The organism is Bradyrhizobium cajani, from assembly GCF_009759665.1.
GTDB lineage: Bacteria > Pseudomonadota > Alphaproteobacteria > Rhizobiales > Xanthobacteraceae > Bradyrhizobium > Bradyrhizobium cajani.
In genome coordinates, this window is sequence record NZ_WQNE01000010.1 from 70,778 (window position 1) to 94,156 (window position 23,379).

At 65.1% G+C, this 23,379-nt stretch carries 16 protein-coding genes; 3 read left to right on the forward strand and 13 right to left on the reverse strand.

Annotated elements, in window-relative coordinates; genetic code table 11:
• Positions 1-269 precede the first annotated feature (269 nt).
• A complete protein-coding gene (locus GPL20_RS14605) occupies positions 270-2,786 on the forward strand; it encodes an autotransporter outer membrane beta-barrel domain-containing protein (protein ID WP_254126432.1) in 2,517 nt (838 codons plus the stop codon).
• 33 nt (positions 2,787-2,819) lie between these two features.
• Here the strand turns inward: GPL20_RS14605 and GPL20_RS38830 are convergent, their stop codons facing one another.
• Complete coding sequence (locus tag GPL20_RS38830; protein ID WP_205751169.1) at positions 2,820-3,452, reverse strand: TetR/AcrR family transcriptional regulator; 633 nt, start codon at positions 3,450-3,452, stop codon at positions 2,820-2,822.
• Positions 3,453-4,128: 676 nt separating this feature from the next.
• On the opposite strand from GPL20_RS38830, the gene GPL20_RS14615 reads away from it, so the two are divergent.
• Complete coding sequence (locus GPL20_RS14615) at positions 4,129-7,533, forward strand: acyl-[ACP]--phospholipid O-acyltransferase (RefSeq protein ID WP_157330167.1); 3,405 nt, start codon at positions 4,129-4,131, stop codon at positions 7,531-7,533.
• A 57-nt stretch (positions 7,534-7,590) separates the two neighbouring features.
• Here the strand turns inward: GPL20_RS14615 and GPL20_RS14620 are convergent, their stop codons facing one another.
• The 4 genes from GPL20_RS14620 to tcuA all read right to left on the reverse strand — a co-directional run bounded on the left by GPL20_RS14620 (position 7,591) and on the right by tcuA (position 10,881).
• Entirely contained in the window at positions 7,591-8,142 is a 552-nt protein-coding gene (locus GPL20_RS14620; protein WP_246250513.1) for a disulfide bond formation protein B, read from the reverse strand.
• Positions 8,143-8,167: 25 nt separating this feature from the next.
• The gene (locus GPL20_RS38840; RefSeq protein ID WP_167533029.1) at positions 8,168-8,326 is read right to left on the reverse strand and encodes a DUF5993 family protein; all 159 of its coding nucleotides are present in this window, start codon (positions 8,324-8,326) and stop codon (positions 8,168-8,170) included.
• Between the two features lie 70 nt (positions 8,327-8,396).
• Positions 8,397-9,503 (reverse strand): tricarballylate utilization 4Fe-4S protein TcuB, encoded by a 1,107-nt coding sequence (gene tcuB / locus GPL20_RS14625; RefSeq protein ID WP_157330169.1) that lies wholly within the window; start codon positions 9,501-9,503, stop codon positions 8,397-8,399.
• A complete protein-coding gene (gene tcuA, locus GPL20_RS14630) occupies positions 9,490-10,881 on the reverse strand; it encodes an FAD-dependent tricarballylate dehydrogenase TcuA (protein ID WP_157330170.1) in 1,392 nt (463 codons plus the stop codon). The genes tcuB and tcuA overlap by 14 nt, the downstream gene beginning before the upstream one ends.
• A 157-nt stretch (positions 10,882-11,038) precedes the next feature.
• Here tcuA and GPL20_RS14635 point away from each other — a divergent pair, with 157 nt between their 5' ends.
• Positions 11,039-11,722 (forward strand): GntR family transcriptional regulator, encoded by a 684-nt coding sequence (locus GPL20_RS14635; RefSeq protein WP_157330171.1) that lies wholly within the window; start codon positions 11,039-11,041, stop codon positions 11,720-11,722.
• Positions 11,723-11,731: 9 nt separating this feature from the next.
• On the opposite strand, the gene ybaK is transcribed toward GPL20_RS14635, so the two are convergent.
• The 8 genes from ybaK to GPL20_RS14675 form a co-directional block, all read right to left on the reverse strand.
• A complete protein-coding gene (gene ybaK / locus GPL20_RS14640; protein ID WP_157330172.1) occupies positions 11,732-12,205 on the reverse strand; it encodes a Cys-tRNA(Pro) deacylase in 474 nt (157 codons plus the stop codon).
• A gap of 340 nt (positions 12,206-12,545) precedes the next feature.
• Positions 12,546-15,314, reverse strand: a complete 2,769-nt coding sequence (gene fdhF / locus GPL20_RS14645; protein WP_157330173.1) for a formate dehydrogenase subunit alpha — start codon at positions 15,312-15,314, stop codon at positions 12,546-12,548.
• Positions 15,311-17,014, reverse strand: coding sequence for an NADH-ubiquinone oxidoreductase-F iron-sulfur binding region domain-containing protein (locus GPL20_RS14650; protein ID WP_157330174.1), 1,704 nt, complete (start codon positions 17,012-17,014; stop codon positions 15,311-15,313). Before GPL20_RS14650 ends, fdhF begins: the two co-directional genes overlap by 4 nt.
• A 154-nt stretch (positions 17,015-17,168) precedes the next feature.
• A complete protein-coding gene (locus GPL20_RS14655) occupies positions 17,169-17,441 on the reverse strand; it encodes a hypothetical protein (RefSeq protein ID WP_157330175.1) in 273 nt (90 codons plus the stop codon).
• 89 nt (positions 17,442-17,530) lie between these two features.
• The gene (locus GPL20_RS14660; protein WP_157330176.1) at positions 17,531-19,183 is read right to left on the reverse strand and encodes an OFA family MFS transporter; all 1,653 of its coding nucleotides are present in this window, start codon (positions 19,181-19,183) and stop codon (positions 17,531-17,533) included.
• Positions 19,184-19,524: 341 nt separating this feature from the next.
• Positions 19,525-21,549: a sensor histidine kinase gene (locus tag GPL20_RS14665; protein WP_157330177.1), complete on the reverse strand. Its 2,025-nt coding sequence runs from the start codon at positions 21,547-21,549 to the stop codon at positions 19,525-19,527.
• Positions 21,542-22,975: a sigma-54-dependent transcriptional regulator gene (locus tag GPL20_RS14670; RefSeq protein WP_157330178.1), complete on the reverse strand. Its 1,434-nt coding sequence runs from the start codon at positions 22,973-22,975 to the stop codon at positions 21,542-21,544. Before GPL20_RS14670 ends, GPL20_RS14665 begins: the two co-directional genes overlap by 8 nt.
• Positions 22,976-23,099: 124 nt before the next feature.
• Positions 23,100-23,333, reverse strand: a complete 234-nt coding sequence (locus GPL20_RS14675) for a sulfurtransferase TusA family protein (protein WP_157330179.1) — start codon at positions 23,331-23,333, stop codon at positions 23,100-23,102.
• Between the last annotated feature and the right edge of the window lie 46 nt (positions 23,334-23,379).

Consider the following 23,379-nt stretch of genomic DNA (forward strand, 5'->3'; position numbering starts at 1 on the left):
CATTTCGCCATACAACCTTGCGCGCCGGTCCACGATGGCCGGGACCTCCCCCGCTAAGCATAGCACCCAGCCAAGGTTGCGGCCCGAATCTGCTCGGACCGTGCCGCAAGAGGAGTTTGCAGGTGCTTTGGAATGGTTTGCTTGCGCCGCCGGAGATCCGTCGCGCGAAGGCGTATCGGCGACACGCATTTCTCTTGAGCACCGCGATCGGCGCTTTTGGCGTGGGTAGCACCCTGCCATGGTTCGCCGCGCCCGCAGAGGCGGCGTGCGTGATCACGGGAAGCGGTACGCAGACGGCGCTCCAGTCAGGCGATTCGATCACATGCACCGGCGCGGCCAATACCCTCGTCAAGACGGCGCCCGTGGTCAGCGGTGTCACCGTCAACATCGGCGACGGCACCTTGACCTCTCTGAACGACCCCACCTTTGCGGGCGTTGTGTTCGAAGCGGCATCCAATAGCGCGATCAGGGTCTTCGACAACGCGTCGATCATGTCCGTCAACAGCGACGGCATCACGGTGACGGGCGGCGGCAACAATACCATAACGGTGGACGCAGGTGCCGCGGTTGGATCATCGGCCATCGGAGGGGCGGGACTTGGTCTCGCCAATTCGAACAACAACATCGTCGAGATCGCCGGTACAGTCGGAAGCGCCGCTCCCATTGCCATCGGCATCAGCATCGGTGCCGGCGCGGCGAACAATCAGGTGAACATCCTGTCGGGCGGCTTTGTCCATGCCGGCAATGTCGCGGCCGTCGATCTCAGCGGCGCGGCCGACGGCAACATCATCAACAACGCCGGCACGATCTCGAGCGCTTCGGGCACGGCAATCATCGGTTCGGCCAGTCAGGACATCGTTATCAACACAGGCACGATCCAGACCAGCGGCAGCACGGCCGTGGATCTCAAGGACGGCAACGATGTCTTCGAGCTGCGCTCCGGATCGAGCATCACGGGGTGGGTCCTGGGCGGCAACGGAACGGATACGCTGCGATTCGGCGGCACGGCCAACGGCGTGTTCAACCTCGATACGTTCGGCGCGGGCAACCAGTTTCGGGAATTCGAGGTCCTGGAGAAGACCGGCAGCTCCACCTGGACGCTGACAGGCTCGACGTCGGACACGGCGACCATGAATGTCCAGGCCGGCAACCTCATCCTCGACGGCGCGATGGCAAACGTTGCGATCACGGTCAGCGGCGGCACCCTCGGCGGCAACGGCGCCATCGGTGATCTCACCGTGTTGTCGGGCGGCAGGGTCGCACCCGGTAATTTCGGCGTGCTCGCGAGCTACGGCAATACCACGTTCAACGCCGGCTCGACCTACGCAGTCTCCGTCAACGCGGCCGGACAATCCGACAAGATTGCCGCCGTGACCGCGACGCTGAACGGCGGCACCGTCGCTGTCACCACGCTTGCGGGCGCCTACGCCCCCTCGACGCAATATACCATCCTCAGCGCGGTGAACGGCCTGACCGGGACGTTCACCGGCGTGACGATCAGCGGATATAATCCGCAGTTCTTCTCCTCCGCCCTCAGCTATGACGGGTTCTCCGTCTTCCTGACACTCAACTACAACACGGCCGCCTTCTCTACCGTCGCCCAGACGCAGAACCAGAAGGCCGTGGCCGGCGCGCTGAGCGCATTCGGCCCCAATTTGCCTTTCATGTCCTCGTTCGCGGGCCAGAGCGATGCACAGCTCCGTTACAATCTGGACCAGCTCTCGGGCGAAGCTGCGACCGGCGCGCAGCAGGGCGCCTTCCAATTCACCGGCCAGTTCCTCGGCCTCATGCTCGATCCGTTCGTGAGCGGACGCGGCGGCCCGGGTACAGGCGCGGGCGACACGGCGCTCGGCTTCAGCCCCGAACGTGCCGCGCTGCCTGCGGATATCGCCCTCGCCTACAACAAGGTTCTGGGTGCGCCGCCTGCGAAAGCAGCGGCCTTTGCCGAGCGCTGGACGGCCTGGGGCACGGCGTTCGGCGGCACCAACCGCACCAGCGGCGATCCCGTCGTGATCGGCAGCCATGATCTGAGCGCGCGCACAGGCGGCGTCGCGGCCGGTGCCGACTATCATTTCAGCCGCGATGCGCTCGTCGGCTTCGCGCTCTCGGGCGGCGGCACCAGATGGGACCTCGCGCAGGCGATCGGCGGCGGCAAGAGCGATGCGTTACAGGTCGGCGTCTACACCGCGGTGCGTTCGGGCCCGGTCTATTTCGCCGCCTCGCTTGCTGTGGCCAATCATTGGATGTCGACGGATCGCCTCGCACCGTTCGGCAACCAGCTCACCGCGAAGTTCGACGCACAAACCGTCGGCGGCCGCATCGAGGGCGGCTACCGCTTCGCGACCCCAGTCGGCGGCGTCACGCCATACGCGGCGGTGCAGGCGCAGGCGTTTCGCACGCCGACTTATACCGAGACTGATCCGGCCGGCAGCGGTTTCGGCCTGACCTATCAGGGACGCACCGCCTCCGACACGCGCGGCGAACTCGGCGCGCGCTTCGATCGTGCGATGCTGGTCTCGCCGAATTCGGTCCTCACCTTGCGCGGTCGCGCGGCCTGGGCGCATGATTGGGTGAGCGATCCGACGCTTGTCGCCGCGTTCCAGGCGCTGCCCGGCGCGAGCTTCATCGTCAATGGCGCGACGCCGGCGAAGGACGCCGCGCTCGCATCTGCCGGGGCCGAGCTGAAGTTCTCGAACGGCGTTACCCTGTCGACCAAGTTCGACGGCGAGTTCGCGGCCCGCAGCACCACTTATGCCGGCACCGCGAGCCTGCGATACGCCTGGTAGCGGCAGCGCAACGGCGCCGGCGGAGACCGTTCATCAAGATGACCGTGCACCGACCGGCGCGATCCCGAGCCCTGTGAGATGCACGTCGACGAACTGGTCGACCTGCTGGCGCAGCATCTGCGGCGGCACGGCGACCATGCGCTCTTCGAGGCCCAGCGAGATGATCCCGTGCACGGCGGAAAACAGCGTGCGCGACAGCAGCGCGATCTTCACGTCATCCGCATCCGGGAGCAGCCGCACCAGCGGCGGATGCATCAGCGCGAAGGCGTCCATCACCATCTGAAGGATGTCGTCCGGATAGGGCCGGTCGTCCTCCATCCGATGCTCGAACAGCGAGCGCAGCAAATTGGCGTGCTCGGCGAAGAATTCGAGATAGGTCGCGGCAAGCCCGTAGAGCTGGCGGACGGGATCCTGTGCCGGAACTCCGCGAAGCCGCACCGTGAGCGCCTGAACGGTCTCCCGATTGACGGTCAGGATCACCCCGTCGAAGTCGCCGAACTCGTTATAGACGCTGCCGACCGAACAGCCGGCGGCCTCCGCAACGTCACGAACCTTCAATGATCTCAAACCCTTAGTCGCGATGATGCGGCGGGCGATCTCCAGGATCTGGAGCCGCCTCCGACTTTTTTTCTGGTCTCGCAACGATTCTTCTTGAACATTGTTCATTTTCAAGCTACTCATGTGAACATTGTTCAAATTAACCCGGAGACCTGCAAAATGCAAACCCTCGCTGTTGATATCGCCTCCACCTTCGTCGATGACGCCGCAGCCCTTGTGAGCGGATTTGGCCGCGCCCTGCTGCGGTTCGTCATGGCCCCGGTCGATCGCATCGCGAATGCCTGCGACATTGCCGGCGTGCTCACCGAGCGCCGCGCCACGTTCCGGATGTGGCGGGCGAACCGCGCCCGGGCCCGTCACGAGGGCCGCCGGTTCAGCCTGCTCGGTCGCCTCTCGCCCTTTCGCCGCCTGTCCCATCTCACGTGAGGCGGACAGCCGTCACGTTCGGATCGGCTCGAATGCAAGAGACGGTTGCAACAAAGGGCTCACCATGTCCCGGCATTCGCAGCCGACATCGGGCCCTCGGCAATGCGGTTCAGCTTTTCCTTACCGCCGGGCGCGATATCCCGACAGGGGCGGCTTTTCCGCCCGGACCTTGCCGCAACCGGATATTTGCGAACCTAACGAGACCACTTTGAGACCAACAGGATCGGAGGGATCGAGGGACCAGTGCAGACCGGCAACCGTCGTCACTCTGCCATCGTTCGTCCCCTACCCTTCCGGTCGTGACGCTTCACAGACAACGTAACAATCTCAGGCTGCCTTTTTCAAAACAGGACTGGTCATGATCAGGGAATTGATGTCGTCACGCCGCTTTGCGCCGCTGTTCTGGGCGCAATTCTTCTCGGCGCTCAATGACAACGTGCTCAAGAACGCACTCGTCATCATCCTGCTTTACAGTGCCGCGACCGGCCACGGCGATGCCCTGGTGACGGTGGCAGGCGCCGTCTTCATCTTCCCCTATTTCATCCTGTCCGGTCTCGGCGGCCAGCTCGCCGACAAATACATCAAATCGGTCGTCGCAAGGCGGCTCAAATTCGCGGAGATCTTCGCCGCTTGCTTTGCCGCCGCCGGGTTCTTCCTGCATTCGGTGCCGCTGCTATTCGCAGCGCTCGCGCTGTTCGGCATCATCGCCGCCCTGTTCGGCCCGGTGAAATACGCCATGCTGCCCGACCAGCTCGAGCTCGGCGAGCTTGCCACGGGCAACGCGCTGGTCGAAGGCGCGACCTTCATGGCCATCCTGCTCGGCACCGTCGCCGGCGGCCAGTTCGTGGCCGGCTCCGCGCATATGGGCTGGGTCGCATCGGCCGTCGTCGTGCTGGCCCTGTTGTCCTGGGCCTTCGCCGCCCGGATTCCGGCGACCACGCCGTCCGCGCCTGATCTGGCCGTCAACGCCAACCCCTGGACCTCGACGCTCAGCCTGCTCAAGACCTTGCACGCCGACCATCGGCTGTGGGACGGCACCGTGATCGTGTCCTGGTTCTGGCTGGTCGGCGCCATCGTGCTGTCGCTGCTGCCGGCACTGATCAAGGACGTCGTGGGTGGCACCGAGGGCGTGGTAACGCTGTGTCTTGCGATCTTCGCGATCGGCATTGCCATCGGCTCGCTGTTCGCCGCCAGCCTCAGCCACGTTCGCCCGAACCTCGCGCTGGTGCCGATCGGCGCCATCATCATGGGGTTTGCTGGCCTCGATCTCGCATGGGCGATCGGCGTGACCACCAAGGGGCAGGACATCACCGCGGTCGATTTCGCGACCTCATTCGCTGGCCTGCGCATGCTGGTCGACTTCGTCGCGTTCGCATTCGGCGGCGGATTGTTCGTCGTGCCGTCTTTTGCCGCGGTCCAGGCCTGGTCGGCGCCGTCCGAGCGCGCCCGCATCATCGCCGCGGGCAATGTGCTCCAGGCCGCCTTCATGGTGGTCGGCTCGCTGTTCGTCGCGCTGCTTCAGGCCGGCGGATTGCATGTCGGCTGGATCTTCTTCGGCCTCGGCGTCGCCAGCTTCGGCGCGGTCTGGTTCGTGCTGACGAAGTGGGGCAAGGAAGGCGTGCGTGATTTCGGCGGACTGCTGTTCCGCGCCCTGTTCCGCACCGAGGTGCGCGGCCTCGAGAACCTGCCGCCTGCCGGCACCCGCATGCTGATCGCGCCCAACCATGTCAGCCTGATCGACGGCCCGCTGCTGCACGCGGTGCTGCCGATCGACGCGAGCTTCGCGGTGGATACCGGCATCTCCAAGGCCTGGTGGGCCAAGCCGTTCCTGCGCGTGGTCAAGCATTACACCATGGACCCGACCAAGCCGCTGGCCGCACGCGACCTGATCAGGCTGGTTGCCGCCGGCGAACCGGTCGTGATCTTCCCGGAAGGACGCATCACCGTCTCCGGCTCGCTGATGAAGGTCTATGACGGCACCGCGATGATCGCAGACAAGGCCGACGCCGTGGTCGTGCCGGTCCGCATCGAAGGCGCGCAGCGCTCGCATCTCAGCTATCTCAACAGCAGCCAGATCAAGCGCTCGTGGTTTCCGCGGGTGACGGTCACCATCCTGCCGCCGGTCAAGCTGCCGGTCGATCCGTCGCTGAAGGGCAAGGCACGCCGCAATGCCGCCGGCAGCGCGCTTCAGGACGTGATGATCGACGCCTTGGTGAAGAACGCCATGCTCGATCACACCCTGTTCGAAGCGCTCGGACACGCCTACCGCGACCGCGACACCGGCAAGGTCATCATCGAGGACGCGCTCGGCACCAAGCTGACCTATCGCAAGCTGATCCTCGGCGCGCAGGTCTTGAGCCGCAAGCTCGAGGCCGGCACGATCGCCGGCGAGAATGTCGGCGTGCTGCTGCCCAACTCGGCCGGCGTCGCCGTCGTCTTCATGGCGCTGCAAAGCATCGGCCGTGTGCCGGCGATGCTCAACTTCTCGGCGGGCCCGGTCAACGTCCTCGCCGCGATGAAGGCCGCGCAGGTCAAGACCGTGCTGACGTCGAAGGCCTTCATCGAGAAGGGCAAGCTCGACAAGCTGATGGCGGCGATCTCCGCAGAAGCCCGTGTCGTCTATCTCGAAGACGTCCGCGCCTCGATCGGGGTGGGCGACAAGATCAAGGGCCTGCTCGCCGGCACCGCGCCGCGCGTCGTCCGCCAGGCCAACGATCCGGCCGTGGTGCTGTTCACATCGGGCTCGGAAGGCACGCCCAAGGGCGTGGTGCTGTCCCACCGCAACATCCTCGCCAACGCGGCGCAGGCGCTGGCGCGGGTCGACGCCAACGCCAATGACAAGGTGTTCAACGTGCTGCCGGTGTTCCACTCCTTCGGGCTGACCGGCGGAATGATGATGCCGATGCTCGCGGGCATTCCGATCTACATGTACCCCTCGCCGCTGCACTACCGGATCGTGCCCGAGCTGATCTACCAGACCGGCGCCACCATCCTGTTCGGCACCGACACGTTCCTCACCGGCTATGCGCGCTCGGCGCATGCCTACGACTTCCGTACCCTGCGTCTGGTGATCGCCGGCGCCGAGGCGGTCAAGGATCGCACCCGCCAGGTGTTCATGGAGCGCTACGGCATCCGCATCCTCGAAGGTTATGGCGTCACCGAGACGGCGCCGGTGCTGGCGATGAACACGCCGATGGCCAACCGCCCCGGCACCGTCGGTCGCCTGTCGCCGCTGATGGAAAGCAGGCTCGATCCGGTCCCCGGCATCGAGGAAGGCGGACGCCTGTCGGTGCGCGGTCCGAACGTGATGCTCGGATATCTGCGGGCCGAAAATCCCGGCGTACTCGAGCCGCTCGCCGAAGGTTGGCACGACACCGGCGACATCGTCGCAATCGACGCAGCCGGCTTCATCACCATCAAGGGCCGCGCCAAGCGCTTTGCCAAGATCGCAGGCGAAATGGTCTCGCTGTCGGCGGTCGAGAGCATCGCGACGGCACTGTGGCCGCAGGCCGCTTCGGTCGCCGTGTCGATCCCGGACCAGCGCAAGGGCGAGCGCATCGTGCTGCTGACGACGGAGAAGAATGCCGAGCGCAGCGCGATGCAGGGCCAGGCCAAGGCGATCGGCGCCTCGGAGCTGACCGTGCCCGCGGCGATCATGGTGGTCGACAAGGTGCCGCTGCTCGGCACCGGCAAGACCGACTATGTCACCGCAACGACGATGGCCCGCGAGCAGGCGTCCGCGCCGGAGCGCGAGGTTGCGTGAGGTCCAGGCCACTTCCGTCGCACCGGCGGATGCGCGGTGCGACGGCGTGGCCCGACCTCACTTGAGCAGGAGATAGCGGACCGGGTTGTCGTCGCATTGACCCGCCCCGCACTCCAGCACGGTGGACAACAGATTTGCGGCAACCAGCAAGGCGAAGATCGCGAAAGCCGCGTTCGATGCGGGCCCCTTGAGGGGAGCGTCGCCGTCTCGCTTGCCGGCCACATCCTTCAGCATGAAGACAAGCGCAACATAGCCGACGATGCCGACCGCCGCGAGGAGCGCCCAGGTATAGAAGTGCAGCCCGAACAGCGTCGAGCCGTATCCGGGATCGCCGGGCGCGAGATGCAGCGACACCTGCCGGATCGAGATGAATCCGGTGACGAGGCTTGCCACGAGGATCATCGCGTAGTGCGACGGCCTCTCACCAAAGCGCATGTTGAACAGGAAGCCCATGCCGGTCGCAATGAACCCCGCCCGTTGCAGCAAGCAAAGCGGACAGGGCAATTCGCCGAGCGCAAGCTGATAGGTGAACGCGACCACCAGGATTGCCGAGATCCCGAGCAGCCCAAGCGTATTCAGGATCGCGCTGACGGCTCGTTGCTCGCTCATCGCGGTAGTGCCCATTTCGACACCGTCAGAACGACAGTTTCAGCGGATCGGTCGCGTGGTGGAAGAACCATGCGATCGTGACGACGATCGTTGCACTCCAGAGCGCATAGCTCAGTCCCGCGCGCGAACGCCAGACAGCGGCGCAGCCTGCAAGCGCCAGCAGAAAAGGCAGAAACATGTACATGAGCGCGGGCTCCCCGGGCGATTCGCGCACTGCGCGAACGGCCAAGAGATACGTCAGCGCCGCACGCCCCTCAAGACCCGGCTTCGCTGCGCCGCTCCTGCGCGTAACGCACCAGCGCCGCGAAACGATAGATGCCGTGGACGAACTTGCCGTAGGGCATGGTAATGAACAGCGCGAACACCGCGCCGAGATGCAGCGCCAGCAGCGGCCCCATCGCGGCGGTCTCGCGCAGGACCAGAAGCGCCATGCCGGTGAGGCCGGTCAGGAACAGCATGGCGATGAAGCCGACATCCATGCCGTAGCTGATCTCATCGAGCAGCGCCGGATCGCGCCGCAGCTTGGCCATGAACAGCCCGACCGGCCCGATGATCAGGCCGATGCCGCCGAGCGTTCCGAGCACGACAGGCAGGTCCCACCACGGATACGGCGCCTCGCGGCCGAGCAGATAGTGATACAGCGTTGCGACCGAGGTCGCGGCAAAGCACAGCAGGAAGCCGTAGAAGGTCAGGTGGTGATAGAGCTTGCGCCGGTCGGTCGGCTTGTCGTCCTCGTTGTAGCAGCCGACGCCGCCGCCATGGAGATAGCGCAGTTCGCCGGCATCGCGGATCGCCTGAAAGATCGATCCGCCGTCGGCGCGGCTGCCGATCGGCGGACCGATGTCGCGCCAGAAGGCGCGCACGCTCATGACGAGCGCAAGGACCGCATAAAGGAATGCGGCGCTGAACAGCGCGGCCATCGCATTATGCGGCATCAGCCGGTAGAACGCGCCGGGTCCGGTGTGTACGCCGAACAGCACGCTGCGGTCGTTCAAGACGGCGAAGCCGAGGATGAAGGCCGCCATGCTCAGCGCAGCAACGATGCTGATGACGAGACCATTACGTGCGAAGGCGCCGGACAGCGCGCCCGGCCAGGCATAGGCTGCATAGGACTCCGCGCGCGCGACCGCGAGCGTCTTGGGAACATTGACGTTGAATTCATGCGGCGGCGAGAACTGGCAATCGACATAGCAGGCGCCGCAGGCATGGCAGAGGTTAGCGAGATAATTGAGGTCGCCGTCGGAGAAGGCGCGGCGCATCTCCATAGCCGGGAATACCGCGCACAGACCCTCGCAGTAACGGCAGGAATTGCAGACCGTCATCAGACGGTCGGCTTCGTCCAGAATCCTAGTTCCGTGCATGTTTCGCCGCTTCCCGTCCTGCGATCCGTCCGAACACGCTGCCGATGGTCATGCCCATGCCGGCCGCATAGCCCTTGCCGAGCACATTGCCGGCCATGATCTCGCCGGCCGCGAACATGTTGGCCGACGGCTTGCCGTCCGCCATCAGCATCCGCGCCTCCTTGGTTACGCGTGTGCCGAGATAGGTGAAGGTGATGCCGGGCCGCACCGGATAGGCGAGATAAGGAGGCGTCTCGATCCGCCGCGCCCAATGGGTCTTCGGCGGCGTGATGCCTTCGGTTCGGCAGTCATCGAGGATGGTGTGGTCGAAGGTTCCGGGCCGCACAGCTGCGTTGAACTCTGTGATGGTCTTTTCCAGCGCCGCCGGATCGAGCTCCAGCTTGCCCGCAAGCTCCGCCACCGTTTGCCCGGCGATCGGCGGAAACAGCGTCGGCATGAAGCTCGTGACGACGGTCGAGTCGAAGATGATGTAGGCGATCTGGTCGGGCTGCGCCGCGACCAGCCGACCCCAGATCGCGTAACGCTTCGGCCAGATGTCCTCGCCCTCGTCATAGAAGCGCTGCGCATGCTTGTTGACGACGATGCCGAACACGACGGAGTCGTGGCGCGTGATGATGCCGCCGTCGAATTTCGGCGCGCGGGCGTCGATCGCAACCGCATGGCACTGGGTGGGATCGCCGACCTCCTGCACGCCTTTGTCGAGCAGCATCTTCAGGATCGAGCCGCGATTATAGGGCGTACCGCGGATCAGGAAATTGTCGGCGGCCTCACCCCAATATTGCTTCAGCCATTCGATGTTGGCCTCGAACCCGCCCGCAGCGGCGACCAGCGTGGTGGCGCGGATCTCGGTCTCGCCCTTGATCGGCCGCTTGAGGCGCGCGGCGAGGAACATGCCGTCCTCGATCACGAGGTCGGTGACCTCGGCGTCGTATTCGACCTCGACGCCGAGCGTCTCGGCAGTGAGATAGAGCGCGTTGAGCATTGCGCGGCCACCGCCGAGGAAGAACGAGTTGGTGCGACCGAGGCTCAGCGTGCCGCCGAGCGAGGGCTGCCAGCGCACGCCCTGCTCCACGATCCAGTTCAAGATGTCCTTGGACTCCCGGATCATGTGACGGGCGAGCACCTCGTCGGTCTGCCCGCCGGTGACGCGCAGCAGGTCCTCCCAGAACTCGTCTTCGGTGTAGGGGCCGGTCAGGATTTCGGTGGCGGCGTCATGGGCGCAACGCATGTTGCGGGTATGGCGGGTATTGCCGCCGCGATAGAATTTTGGCGCGCCTTCGAGCACCAGGACCGAGGCGCCACCGCGCCGCGCCGCGATCGCCGCGCACAGCGCCGCATTGCCGCCGCCGATCACCAGCACGTCGTATTTGCTGCCCATGCCGTCTGCCCGATGCGACGAGGTTAGAGAAATTCTGCCCGCCAGCGGCCACAACAGAACCGGGCCGCCATTGCGTACTTTTGTATACAAAGATATACAGAGCTGTCGCAAGCGGCATCTCTGCATGGGCAGGATGCGCTTTGCGCCCCGAGGACGCATGGCCAGACGCCCGGCAAAGGCAGGCGGATCGATCGCGCGCAGTGCCGGCGTCGCGCTGGGCGAAGCCGTGTTCCGCTCGCTCTGCGAGGCGCTCCAGGCCGGCAGCTACCGCGCCGGCGACCGGCTGCGCGAGGAGGAGGTCGCGCGGCGGCTGAGGGTCAGCCGCACCCCGGTCCGCGAAGCCCTGGGCCGGCTCGCGGCACGCGGCTTCGTCGAGCCCGCCGGCGGCCGCGGGCTGATCGTGCGCAACCTCGACATCTCCGAGGTGCTCGAGCTCTACGCCATGCGCGAGATCATGGAAGGCGCCGCCGCGCGCCTCGCCGCCGAGCACGCCTCGACGCCCGAGATCGATGCGCTGAGGGATATCGAGCAGGCCTTTGTCGAAACACCCGCGGCCGACGCAGCCGAGATGGCAAGGCTCAATCGCAGTTTCCACGAGGCCATCTGCCGGGCCGCGCGCAACCGCTATCTCGACAACGCCTCCCGCGAATTGCAGGACTGGATCGCCCTGCTCGGCCCGACCACTTTCACCGTATCCGGCCGCCCCTCGACCAGCCACGGCGAGCACCGGTCCATCATCGATGCGATCGCCGCGCGCGACGGCGACAAGGCCGAGCAGCTTGCGCGGGCGCATATCCGCGAGGCGCTGCGCTGCCGGCTGAAGCTGTTGCAGAAGCAGTAGGCGCTGCGCTCAGGCGACCACGTCGGCGGCGACCGCCTTCAACACATCCCGCACGTCGGCCGGCCTAAGCCGCACCTGCAATCCGCGCTGGCCGCCGTTGACATAGACCTGATCATGCGCGAACGCGCTCTGCTCGATCACGGTGCGCACCGGCTTGCGCTGCCCGAACGGACTGATGCCGCCAACCTTGTAGCCGGTGACGCGTTCAGCCTCAGGCGGCTTCATCATCTGCGCCGACTTGCCGCCCGCCGCAGCGGCGAGCTTCTTCATCGAGACTTCCTGGTCGGACGGAACGACCACGCAGACCGGTCTGCCATCGACCAGCGCCATCAGCGTCTTCAAGACGCGCCCCGGATCCTCGCCGAGCGCGGCGGCGGCCTGGAGGCCGATGCTCTCGGCGTCGGGATCGTAGTCGTAGGTATGAACTGTAAAGGCTACACCGGCGCTCGCGAGCGCGCGCGTGGCGGGAGTGACTTTGGACATGCGCGATGTGTAGCACCGTCATTGCGAGGAGCGAAGCGACGAAGCAATCCAGAACCCCGCCGCGGAAACAGTCTGGATTGCTTCGCGGAGCCTGTCATCGGGCCGCGCTCCGCGCGGACCCGTTGGCTCGCAATGAGGACGCGGGCCCGTATGCGCGCCATGTCCTCAGTGTCGTCCCGGCGAACGCCGGACCCATAACCACAGGGAGGAGTTTGGCGGAGACCGGTTGTTCGGTACCTAGACTGTCCAAGACAGCGAGATCACGCGGCATGGGTCCCGGCGTTCGCCGGGACGACAGCTGTGGGTTGGCGACACAATGCCGTCAAACGACGGCAGCACCCTACTCCGCCGCGTCGCGCATCTCGACGCGCTCGGCTCTCGCCGCGCAGAACTTGAACTCCGGGATCTTGCCGAACGGATCGAGCGCCGGATTGGTCAACAGGTTCGCCGCCGCTTCCGCGTAGCAGAACGGCATGAATACCATGTTCTCCGGCACGTCGCGGTCGGAGCGGACCTTGACCTCGACGGCGCCGCGGCGGGTCTCCAGGCGAATGAAGTCGCCGGGCGCGAGCTTCTTCCTGCGCATGTCCTTCGGCGACATGAAGGCGACCGCCTCCGGCTCGATCTGATCGAGCACCTGGGCGCGGCGGGTCATCGACCCGGTGTGCCAATGCTCGAGCACGCGGCCGGTCGACAGCACCATCGGATATTCGGCGTCCGGCAATTCATCCGGCGGGATGACCTTGGCCGGCACGATCTTGCCGCGGCCGCTCGCGGTCGGGAAGCCCGTGGTGAAGATGATCTCGTTGCCGGGCTTGTCCGGATCGTCCACGGGATAGGTGACCGCACCTTCGCGCACGAGCCGCTCCCAGGTGATGTTCTTCAGCGACGGCATCAGCTGCGCCATCTCGGTGAAGACGTCGCCGGGACCGGCATAGTTCCAGGGCAGGCCCATGCGCTTGCCGATCTCCTGGATGATCCAGAGATCCTGCCGCGCATCACCCGGCGGCTTGATCACCTGGCGCGCGAGCTGCACGCGGCGATCGGTGTTGGTGAAGGAGCCTTCCTTCTCCGCGAAGGCCGAGGCCGGCAGGATGACGTCGGCGTGGAAGGCGGTCTCGGTGACGAAGAGATCCTGCACCACGAGATGATCGAGCATCGCCAGCGCGTGGCGCGCATGCTGGAGATCGGGATCGGACATCGCGGGGTTCTCGCCCTCGATATACATGCCCTTGATCTCGCCGGCATGGATCGCGTTCATGATCTCGACCACGGTCAGGCCGCGGACGGGATCGAGATCCTGCTGCCAGAGCTTCTCGAAAGCGCCACGCATGTCGTCGCGTCCGACCGGCTGATAGTCCGGCAGGAACATCGGGATCAGGCCGGCGTCGGAGGCACCCTGCACGTTGTTCTGGCCGCGCAGCGGATGCAGGCCGGTGCCGGGACGGCCGACTTGGCCGGTGATCAGCGCCAGCGCGATCAGGCAGCGCGCATTGTCGGTGCCGTGGACGTGCTGGCTGATGCCCATGCCCCAGAAGATGATCGACGATTTCGCGCGGGCATAGGTCCGCGCAACTTCGCGGAGCGTCTGCGCCGGGACGCCGCAGATCGGCTCCATCTTCTCCGGCGTGAACTCCTTGATCTTCTCCTTGAGGTCCTCGAAGCCTTCGGTGTAGCCGGCGATATACTGGTCGTCGGTCAGCCCTTCGGTGATGATCGTGTTGATCATCGCGTTCAGCATGGCGACGTCGGAGCCGGGCTTGAACTGAAGATGCTTGGTCGCATGGCGCGACAGCGACTGGCGGCGCGGGTCCATGACGAACAGCTTTGCGCCATTCTGCTTGACCGCGTTCTTGATGAAGGTCGCGGCGACCGGATGGTTCACGGTCGGGTTGGCGCCGATCACGACGATGACTTCGGCATCCATCGCCGCTGAGAACGGCGCCGACACCGCGCCCGAGCTCAGGCCTTCGAACAGCGCCGCCACCGAGGAGGCGTGGCACAGCCGGGTGCAATGGTCGACATTGTTGGAGCCGAAGCCGGTGCGCACCAGCTTCTGGAACAGGTAGGCCTCTTCGTTCGATCCCTTCGCCGAGCCGAAGCCCGCGAGCGCCTTCACGCCCTTCTCCTCGCGGATCTTGACGAGGCCCTTGGCCGCGATATCGAGCGCTTCGTCCCAGCTCGCTTCACGGAAATGCGTGAAGGGATTGGCCGGATCGACCTGGTCGTTGGCATCCTTCTTCGCATTCGGCAGCCGCACCAGCGGCTTGGTCAGGCGGTGCGGATGGTGGATGTAGTCGAAGCCGAAGCGGCCCTTGACGCAGAGGCGATTGTGATTGGCGGGGCCGTCGCGGCCCTCGGCATAGATCACCTTCTCGTCCTTGACCTCGTAGGTCACCTGGCAGCCGACGCCGCAGAACGGGCAGAGCGAATCCACCTTTCTGTCGGCATAGGTGACGCGGGTCTGCTTGTCGTCGAGCATCACGGCCGGCATCAACGCGCCGGTCGGGCAGGCCTGCACGCATTCGCCGCAGGCGACGCAGGTGGACTCGCCCATGGGATCGTCGAAGTCGAACACGATCTTGGCGCCGTGATTGCGGTAGGCCATGCCGATGACGTCGTTGACCTGAACCTCGCGGCAGGCGCGCACGCACAGGCCGCACTGGATGCAGGCGTCGAGGTTGACGCGCATCGCCGGATGGCTGGCGTCGGTCGCCGAGCGCTCGGCGGCGGGGAAGCGGCTCTCGGTGACGCCGGTAGTTTCGGCCCAGTGCCAGAACTTCGAATCCGGATCGTGCGAGGTCTCGCGCGCCGGCTGATCTGCGACCAGCAGCTCCATCACCATCTTCTGCGCGGCGACGGCGCGGGCACTCTCGGTCTTCACCTTCATGCCGACCGATGGCGTGCGCTTGCAGGATGCGGCGAGCACGCGCTCGCCCTCGATCTCGACCATGCAGGCGCGGCAATTGCCGTCGGGGCGATAGTCGGGCGCGGGCGAATAGCACAGGTGCGGGATCTCGCGGCCCTGGCGCTGCGCCACCTGCCAGATCGTTTCGCCGGGCTTGGCCTCGACCTGCTTGCCGTCGAGCTCGAACGTAATCTTCGTCATTCGGCCGCTTCCTGGAACTCATCAGGGAAATATTTGATCACGGAGGTCAGCGGATTCGACGCCGCCTGTCCGAGCCCGCAGATCGAGGCATCGCGCATCGCCTGGCTCAATTCTTCCAGCAAAGCACGGTTCCAGACCGGCTTCTGCATCAGCAGTGCCGCCTTCTGGGTTCCGACGCGGCACGGCGTGCATTGGCCGCAGCTCTCGTCCTCGAAGAACTTCATCAGGTTGAGTGCCGCCGCGCGCACGCTGTCCTTCTGCGACAGGATCACGATCGCAGCCGAGCCGATGAAGCAGCCGTATTTCTCCAGCGTGCCGAAATCGAGCGGGATGTCGTCCATCGATGCCGGCAGGATGCCGCCGGACGCGCCGCCCGGAAGATACGCATAGAACTGATGGCCGTCGGCCATGCCGCCGCAATATTCGTCGATCAGCTCGCGCACAGTGATGCCCGCCGGCGCGAGCTTCATGCCGGGATTCTTCACACGTCCCGACACCGAGAAGCTGCGCAGGCCGTGGCGCTCATGGCGGCCATTGCCCTTCCACCAGTCGGCACCCTTCTCGACGATGTCGCGCACCCACCACAGCGTCTCGATGTTGTTGATCAGCGTCGGCAGGCCGAACAGGCCGACCTGGAACGGATAAGGCGGCTTGTGCCGGGGCAGGCCGCGCTTGCCCTCGATGCTTTCGAGCAGCGAGGATTCCTCGCCGCAGATATAGGCGCCGGCGCCGCGGCGCATGTGCAGCGTCGGACCGCCCGCGGGAAGCTTTGCGATCTCACGTTCGAGAATTTCGCGCGAGGCCGGATACTCGTCGCGCAGGTAGATGTAGACGTCAGAGGCCTGCACCACATGCGCACCGATCAGCATGCCCTCGATGAAGCGATGCGGATCGCTTTCGAGATAGACGCGATCCTTGAACGTGCCGGGCTCGCCCTCGTCGCCGTTGATCGCCATCAGCCGCGGTCCGGGTTCGCCCAGCACCGCGCGCCATTTGCGTCCCGTCGGGAAGCCGGCGCCGCCGAGGCCACGGAGCGAAGCGTCGTCGAGCGCCTTCAGCAGATCATCCTTCGAGAGGTCGCCGGAGCGCACCCGATTGAGCAGCTTGTAGCCGCCGCCGGCGACATAGGCGTCGTAGTCGACATAGTTGGGCAGATGCGCGTGGGTGTCGCCGGCCTTCGCGGCTGCCATGACATTGGCGACCGTGGCGTGGTCGACGAAGTTGTGACCGACTTCCGCCGCCGGCGCGGTATCGCAACGGCCGACACAGGGCGCGCGCACGACGCGGATGCCGGGGCCTGACGCGCTCTGCAAATCTTCGAGCAGCTTCTCGCCGCCCAGCATCGCGCAGGTCAGCGAATCACAGACGCGGATCGTCAGCGGCGCGATATCGGGCTCGCCCTCCTTCACCACGTCGAAATGCGCGTAGAACGTTGCGGTCTCGAACACCTCCGCGAAGGCGAGCTTCATCTCGTCGGCGAGCGCGGCGAGATGCGCGGCCGAGATCTGGTGATATCTGTCCTGGATCAGGTGCAGATATTCGATCAGAAGATCGCGCCGCCGCGGCCTGTCGCCGAGCAGCTGCTCGATCTCGTGCGCGGCCGTGGGGTCGACCTGCCGACCCTTGGGCGTGGCTTTGGCTCGCTTCCGCCCCTCGCCCGGATGTTCGAACGGGCGGACCTGTTGCACGTCGTGGCTCATCACTGCGTCTCGTAGCCTTTCTTTAGAACTCGTCCAAGTCTAACCTTTGGCATACCAGATGCCAAGAAAATTCGTACGTTCCGATAAGCATTTAAGGGGCATGGAGCCGACCGAGCTCCATACCCCCCTTGCGCGAATCGAATGAGGCGGCGCCTCAAGTCTTGTTCATGCACTCTTCGATGTAGAACCAGCGATCGTCGCCCGTTAGTCCCTTCGACTTCACGTCGGCGCGACAGGCTTTCAGCTTCGGTTTGTTGGCCGCCCACTTGGCCTTCATGTCCTTCGGCTTCTGCATGGTGAGCTTGACCTTGCCCGGCTTGGCCTCGGTCGTCGTGGCGGCAGCGGGCGCGGTCGCAGTCTGTGCCGATGCCGTGTGGAGGCCCGCGGCCAGCAGCATGGCGGCGAGGCAGATACGGGTGCGAAGCATAAGAATCCCCTAGATCCCATTCTTGATTTGAAAGGCGAGCATCGCGGGATGCAGAGCAAGCAGCATCCCGCGACGATGTGGGTTTGCGATCAGAAGATCTTCACCGCGCTTTCGAGCGTCTTGTACACACCCCATGCCAGCGGAACACCGACGAAGGCCCAGAACAGCGCGGCCCTCGCATCCAGGCCGCCCTTGCCGATGCCGAAGGAGCCATACTGGATGCCGGCTGCGGTCTTGGCACTTGCAGCCTGAAGCTTGGCAACCTCTTCCGCGCTCATGTTCCACTTCGGATCGACCGGCTTGATCAGGTAGTTGCAGACCAGGCCCGCGATCAGCATGGCACACAGGATGTACATGGTGGTGTTGTAGAGCTGGTCACGCGGTACGCCGGCCGCGAGCTGGAACTCGCGGATGTAGTTCACCACGACCGGGCCGATGATGCCTGCGGTCGACCACGCCGTCAGCAGCCGGCCGTGAATGGCGCCGACGAACTGCGTGCCGAACATGTCGGCGAGATAGGCCGGCACGGTCGCGAAACCCCCGCCATACATCGACAGGATGATGCCGAAGCCGAGCACGAACAGCAGCTTCGAGCCCATAGCCGCAAAGGTCGGCGCCAACGCATAGAGCACGATGCCGAGGATGAAGAACGTGTAGTAGGTGTTCTTGCGACCCATGAGGTCCGACATCGATGCCCAGAAGAACCGGCCGCCGATGTTGAACAATGACAGCAGACCGGCGAAGCCCGCAGCGATCGCAGCGATCGCGGCCTTCTGCTCAACCGAAAGCTGGCTGAAGGTCAGCTCCGGATGCCCGATCAGCTTGCCCGCGAAGATCTCCTGGAGCATGGGCGAGGCCATGCCGATCACGCCGATACCTGCCGAGACGTTCAAGCAGAGCACCCACCAGATCAGCCAGAACTGCGGCGTCTTGTGCGCGTTGTTGAGGTGCACATGGTGCTCGGTGATCATCGACTTCTTCTGGCTCGGCGGGGTCCAGCCTTCGGGCTGCCAGCCGGCCGGAGTCACGCGATAGGCGAAGGCGCCGATCATCATGAAGACGAAGTAGATCACGCCCATCGTGACGAAGGTCTCCCAGACGCCGACGGAATTGGGCGTCTTGAAGTAGTTGATCAGGAGATTGGCCAGAGGCGCGCCGATCATGGCACCGCCGCCAAATCCCATGATGGCCATGCCGGTCGCCATGCCGCGGCGATCCGGAAACCATTTGATCAAGGTCGACACCGGCGAGATGTAGCCGAGGCCGAGGCCGACGCCACCGATCACGCCGGCGCCGAGCCACATGATCCAGAGCTGGTGGACGTAGACGCCGAAAGCACCGATCAGAAGACCGCCGCCCCAGCAGCAGGCGGCGACGACGCCTGCCTTGCGCGGACCGGCGCGCTCGAGCCAGCCGCCCCAGATCGCGGCGGAGACGCCGAGCAGAACGAAGAACAGCGTGTACATCCACCCGAGGCTCGCGACCTTCCAGTCGCAAGTCGTGGTGAACAGTTCCTGCCACAACGAAATGTCCGGACAGGCCTTGCTCTGGCCGATACCGATGGCGCGCGACAGCGGCAGCCAGAACACCGAGAAGCCGTAGGCCATGCCGATGCAGAGATGGATGCACAGCGCTGCCGGCGGCACCAGCCAGCGATTGAAGCCGGCGGTCGCGATCGTGCGTTCACGATCGAGGAAGCCGGAAGCACCAGCCGGTGCAAGAACGGTATCGGCAGTCGTCATATGTATCACCTCCAAAGCGTGGCCTAGCCGGCACATCGGTTTGAGACCGGTCACGCGCGTGCCTGGCGGCCGCGCGTGACAGGTCGGACTTCATGCCGAAGTGGAATTGTCTGGCGCGCATCGCGTCATGTGCGCCGAGCAAGCAGCTGATCGCGGATGATGTCCCTTCGCCCGCAAGCAGCGTTGCCGTGACGGCTATTGCGCCCTCATCCCCCTCAACACCCTGTCTTGATATGAGCAACGCGCGTGCCAGAAGTCGCGTCGTGACGATTCAATGACTTCCCGCAGCGCAATGTGCCGCGCCGGACAGAATGTCCTGAATCCTGGGACAAAATGTCCAATCAGGTCGCTTCCGGGAGCCACACCGTGAATATACTTCCGGAACCGACGCGGCTTTCGGCCGAGATCTGTCCGCCCTGGCGCTTGATCAGCGTCTGGCTGATGGAGAGGCCCAGCCCGGTGCCCTGCCGCCGTTTCGTGGTGTAGAAGGCGTCGAATATCTTTTCGATCACGTCGGTGCTCATGCCGATGCCGGTGTCGGCGACCTCGATGGCGACGCCTTGATGGCCGTCGCGCTCGACATCGAAAGAGCGGAGCGTCAGGGTTCCGCCGTCCGGCATGGCATGGATCGCGTTGACGACGAGATTGACCAGCACCTGCTGCAGCTCGCTGCGGTTCATCAGCACGAACCGGCTGGCGCGGTCGTCCCTGACCACGGCGATCTCGGTCTTGTTCAGAAGATGCTGCACCAGAGGCAGACAGTCGGAGATGACGCTGGCCGGCGCATGGCGCTCGACATAGCCGGCGTATTCCTCCGGCCTCGCGAACTGCAGCAGCTTGGTCACGATCTGGCTGATGCGGTGAATCTGCTCGTCGAGCAGGCGAAACTCGACCTTCGCCTTGTCGGCATCGGCCCCGAACACGCTGCGGATGACGTCGAGATTGCCCTGCATCACCGCGATCGGATTGTTGATCTCGTGCGCAACGCCGGCGGTGATCTCGCCAATCGCAGCCAGCTTCTCCGACATGATGAGCTGCTTGGTCGTTGCCTCGAGCTTGAGATTGGCGTGCTCGAGGTCCCGGGTGCGCTCCCGCACGCGGACGTTCAGATCCTCATTCCATTCCCGAAGCTGCCGGTCGCGCTCCTGAATCTGGTCGAGCAGGCTGTCGAGATGGACCGCGACGCGGCCGATCTCGTCACCCAGCACCGGCATCTTGGTGCGGGCGGACAGGTTCCCGCGCTCTACCTCGCTGATCGTCGCCGTGACGCGCTCCAGCGGCATGAAGATGGAGCTCGCCCAGCGCAGGAAGATCGGTACGGTCGCGGCGGTGATCGCGATGAACGCTCCGATGATGATCACCAATGTCTGGTATTTGGCTTCGCTGAACGGCTTCTCCAGAAAGCCGACATAGAGCATGCCGACCCGCTTGCCATAACTGTCGACCAGCGGCTCGTAGGCGGAGATGTACCAGTCATTGACCACGAAAGCGCTGTCGAGCCAGGTGCGCCCCTCGCCAAGCACGGCCGAGCGCACCGCCGCCGACACGCGCGTGCCGAGCGCGCGCCGTCCCTCGAACAGACGGACGTTGGTCGATATCCGCACGTCGTCAAGGAACAGCGTCGCGGTGCCCTGGCTGCCCTCCGGCAGGCTCGCCGCGCGATAGACGAGATCATTGATCGTGTCGATGAATTCGAGATTCTGGTTGAGCAGTGTGCCGCCGACCAGCGCGGCTGCGCCGCCATCAGGTAGCATCGCCCGACTCGCCGCATGCACGACCATGCCGCGCGTCTCCGTGCTGCGGTCGGTCGGCACCGTGTTCGGGGTCGGCACGAGATCCAATCGCGCGCGCTCAGCCAGGGCCGGCGAAATTGCGGCGAGCTCGTCATTGCCGAAAATGTCGACGCCCGTCGCAGGGACCTGGCCCGACAGCGCCGAGGTGATGATCGGCCAGTCACTTCTCGGTTGATGCTGCAGCGGCGGCGACGAGGCCAGAACGTCGCCGCGACCGTTGGTCAGATACAGGAAATCGAGTCCGATTTCCTTGCGGGTCTCGTCGAGCAGATCTCGTAGGGAGCCGCGCGCATCCGACGCCAGCACCTCGTGGAAGCGGGCCGATAGGCTGAGCGCCCGGAGCTGGACGCCGGTCTTCTCCAGGATGCGGGCGAGATATTGGTGGGCGATGGTGAGGTCGCCGTTCACCTTGGAGATCAGGGTCGCATCGAATTTCGCGTTCCAGCGATAGATCGCAACGCCGAGCAGGAGCGGCAGGATGACCAGCATCGGCAGCAGCGCGATGGCGAGCAGCCGGAAGCGGACGGAGCGTCCCCGCATGAGCTCGTCGCTGCGGCCGGCAGCATCAGACATCCCACAACGCGCATTTGCGGTCGATGGTCTTGCGCGAGATACCGAGGCGCCGAGCCGCCTCCTCGCGATTGCCATTGACTTCCTTCAGCACGCCGAGAATGTGACGGCGCTCGAGCTCCGCGAGACTGTCGGCAGGCGCCGACTGACCGTCGTTGCGGGGACCGGCGAAATCGTCCGGGAAGGCGCCGAGGATCAGCGTGCGCTCGATCAAGTTGCGCAGCTCGCGCACGTTGCCCGGCCACTCGTAGCTCGCAAGCGCCGCCCGCACCGAGGCGTCGATCGGCACCGGCGGCATGCCGAGCTGTATCGACAGTTTGCTCATGAAGATGGTGGCAAGCTCCTGCACGTCATCGCCGCGATCCTTCAGGAGCGGCAGGCGGATCTGCATGACGTTGAGCCGGTAGAACAGATCGGCTCGGAAACGGCCCTTCTCGACCTCCTTTTGAAGCTCGGCATTGGTTGCGAAGATGAAGCGCAGGTCGACCGGAACCTCACGCTCGGAGCCGACAGGACGGACGCGTCGGTCTTCGAGCACGCGGAGCAGCTTGCTCTGCATCGGCGGCGGCAGCTCTCCGATCTCGTCGAGGAACAGCGTGCCGCCATGCGCATAGAGGAACAAGCCCTCGCGCCCCGAATCGGCGCCGGTGAAGGCACCCTTGATGTGCCCGAACAGCTCGGCCTCGATCATCTCTGGCGGGATCGCCGCACAATTCACGGGCACGAAGGGCTTGTCGGCGCGGTCGGACAGCGAGTGGATCGAGCGCGCGGCCACTTCCTTGCCGGTGCCGGATTCGCCGGTGAGGAGAACCGAGGTCGGCAGACCCGCGACGCGTGCGATGGTCTCACGCACGCGCAGCGTCGCTGCCGACTGCCCGATCAGATTGTCGCGCAGGAAGGTGCGGTCGGACGAGGCACGCAAAGCATAGCGCAGGACGTAATTCTCGCGCTGGAGGCGGACACGGTCGAGGCAGCGTGCCACGGCGTTGAGGATCTGGTTGGAGCGGAACGGCTTGAGCACGAAGTCGGCCGCACCGGCGCGCAGGGCCTGGATCGCGGTGTCGAGGTCGGCATAGGCGGTGATCAGGATGGCGTCGGCGAAAAAGCCGACGGCGCGCTGCTCGGCGAGCCAATCGACGCCATTCTTGCCTGGCATGATGTTGTCGAGAATGACGACGTCGTAGCGGTTGGAATCGAGCTTGCGCGAGGCCTGGTCGGTATCGGCCGCCTCGTCCACCAGCTTGCAGCGCGGCGCAAGCGTGCGCACCAGAAAATTGCGCATGCCCGGCTCGTCGTCGACGATCAAGATGGAGGCCTGCGCCAGCGCGCTGAACTCCGGCCCCGCCGTGGTCTTGCCGAGCTTGACGGCAGGCTCGCGCCCCACCGCGGGACTTGCGGCTGCACCTGCCCTCGATGTTGAGAAAGTCATTCCCGATGTCTTAGGTTTGAGATCATCCACCGCAATAATCGGCGCCTTTCGCATTGCAGCGAAACTCCGCCATTCCCCACGGGCGCAGCATAGTCAAACGCCGCTGCCGTGAATATTCGCCTTTCTACGGGGCGTCGCTCTTTTCGACCAGGAACACGATGCGCGCCGCGTTGCGCTCGGTGATCTCGACCTTGTCGCCGGTCTCGCGAATCAGATTGGGGATATCGATCACCGAGAGGGGATCGGTGCAGTGAACTTCGAGCTGGTCCCCCGCCTTGAGCGGTTTAAGCGCCTTGCGCGTCTTGAGCGCCGGTAGCGGGCATTTCAGCCCGGTAAGATCGAGTGTCGTCCTGGTCATCGCCGCACCATGGCGGGGCGGAGCGGCTGCGTCAACGCACGGAGAC

What these genes read in the sequence shown, in the direction of transcription:
- GPL20_RS38830 (WP_205751169.1), bottom strand. Translation starts at nt 3,452, where the DNA reads ATGAACAATGTTCAAGAAGAATCGTTGCGAGACCAGAAAAAAAGTCGG.
- GPL20_RS14615 (WP_157330167.1), top strand. Translation starts at nt 4,129, where the DNA reads ATGATCAGGGAATTGATGTCGTCACGCCGCTTTGCGCCGCTGTTCTGG.
- GPL20_RS14620 (WP_246250513.1), bottom strand. Translation starts at nt 8,142, where the DNA reads ATGAGCGAGCAACGAGCCGTCAGCGCGATCCTGAATACGCTTGGGCTG.
- GPL20_RS38840 (WP_167533029.1), bottom strand. Translation starts at nt 8,326, where the DNA reads ATGTACATGTTTCTGCCTTTTCTGCTGGCGCTTGCAGGCTGCGCCGCT.
- tcuB (WP_157330169.1), bottom strand. Translation starts at nt 9,503, where the DNA reads ATGCACGGAACTAGGATTCTGGACGAAGCCGACCGTCTGATGACGGTC.
- tcuA (WP_157330170.1), bottom strand. Translation starts at nt 10,881, where the DNA reads ATGGGCAGCAAATACGACGTGCTGGTGATCGGCGGCGGCAATGCGGCG.
- GPL20_RS14635 (WP_157330171.1), top strand. Translation starts at nt 11,039, where the DNA reads ATGGCCAGACGCCCGGCAAAGGCAGGCGGATCGATCGCGCGCAGTGCC.
- ybaK (WP_157330172.1), bottom strand. Translation starts at nt 12,205, where the DNA reads ATGTCCAAAGTCACTCCCGCCACGCGCGCGCTCGCGAGCGCCGGTGTA.
- fdhF (WP_157330173.1), bottom strand. Translation starts at nt 15,314, where the DNA reads ATGACGAAGATTACGTTCGAGCTCGACGGCAAGCAGGTCGAGGCCAAG.
- GPL20_RS14650 (WP_157330174.1), bottom strand. Translation starts at nt 17,014, where the DNA reads ATGAGCCACGACGTGCAACAGGTCCGCCCGTTCGAACATCCGGGCGAG.
- GPL20_RS14655 (WP_157330175.1), bottom strand. Translation starts at nt 17,441, where the DNA reads ATGCTTCGCACCCGTATCTGCCTCGCCGCCATGCTGCTGGCCGCGGGC.
- GPL20_RS14660 (WP_157330176.1), bottom strand. Translation starts at nt 19,183, where the DNA reads ATGACGACTGCCGATACCGTTCTTGCACCGGCTGGTGCTTCCGGCTTC.
- GPL20_RS14665 (WP_157330177.1), bottom strand. Translation starts at nt 21,549, where the DNA reads ATGTCTGATGCTGCCGGCCGCAGCGACGAGCTCATGCGGGGACGCTCC.
- GPL20_RS14670 (WP_157330178.1), bottom strand. Translation starts at nt 22,975, where the DNA reads ATGACTTTCTCAACATCGAGGGCAGGTGCAGCCGCAAGTCCCGCGGTG.
- GPL20_RS14675 (WP_157330179.1), bottom strand. Translation starts at nt 23,333, where the DNA reads ATGACCAGGACGACACTCGATCTTACCGGGCTGAAATGCCCGCTACCG.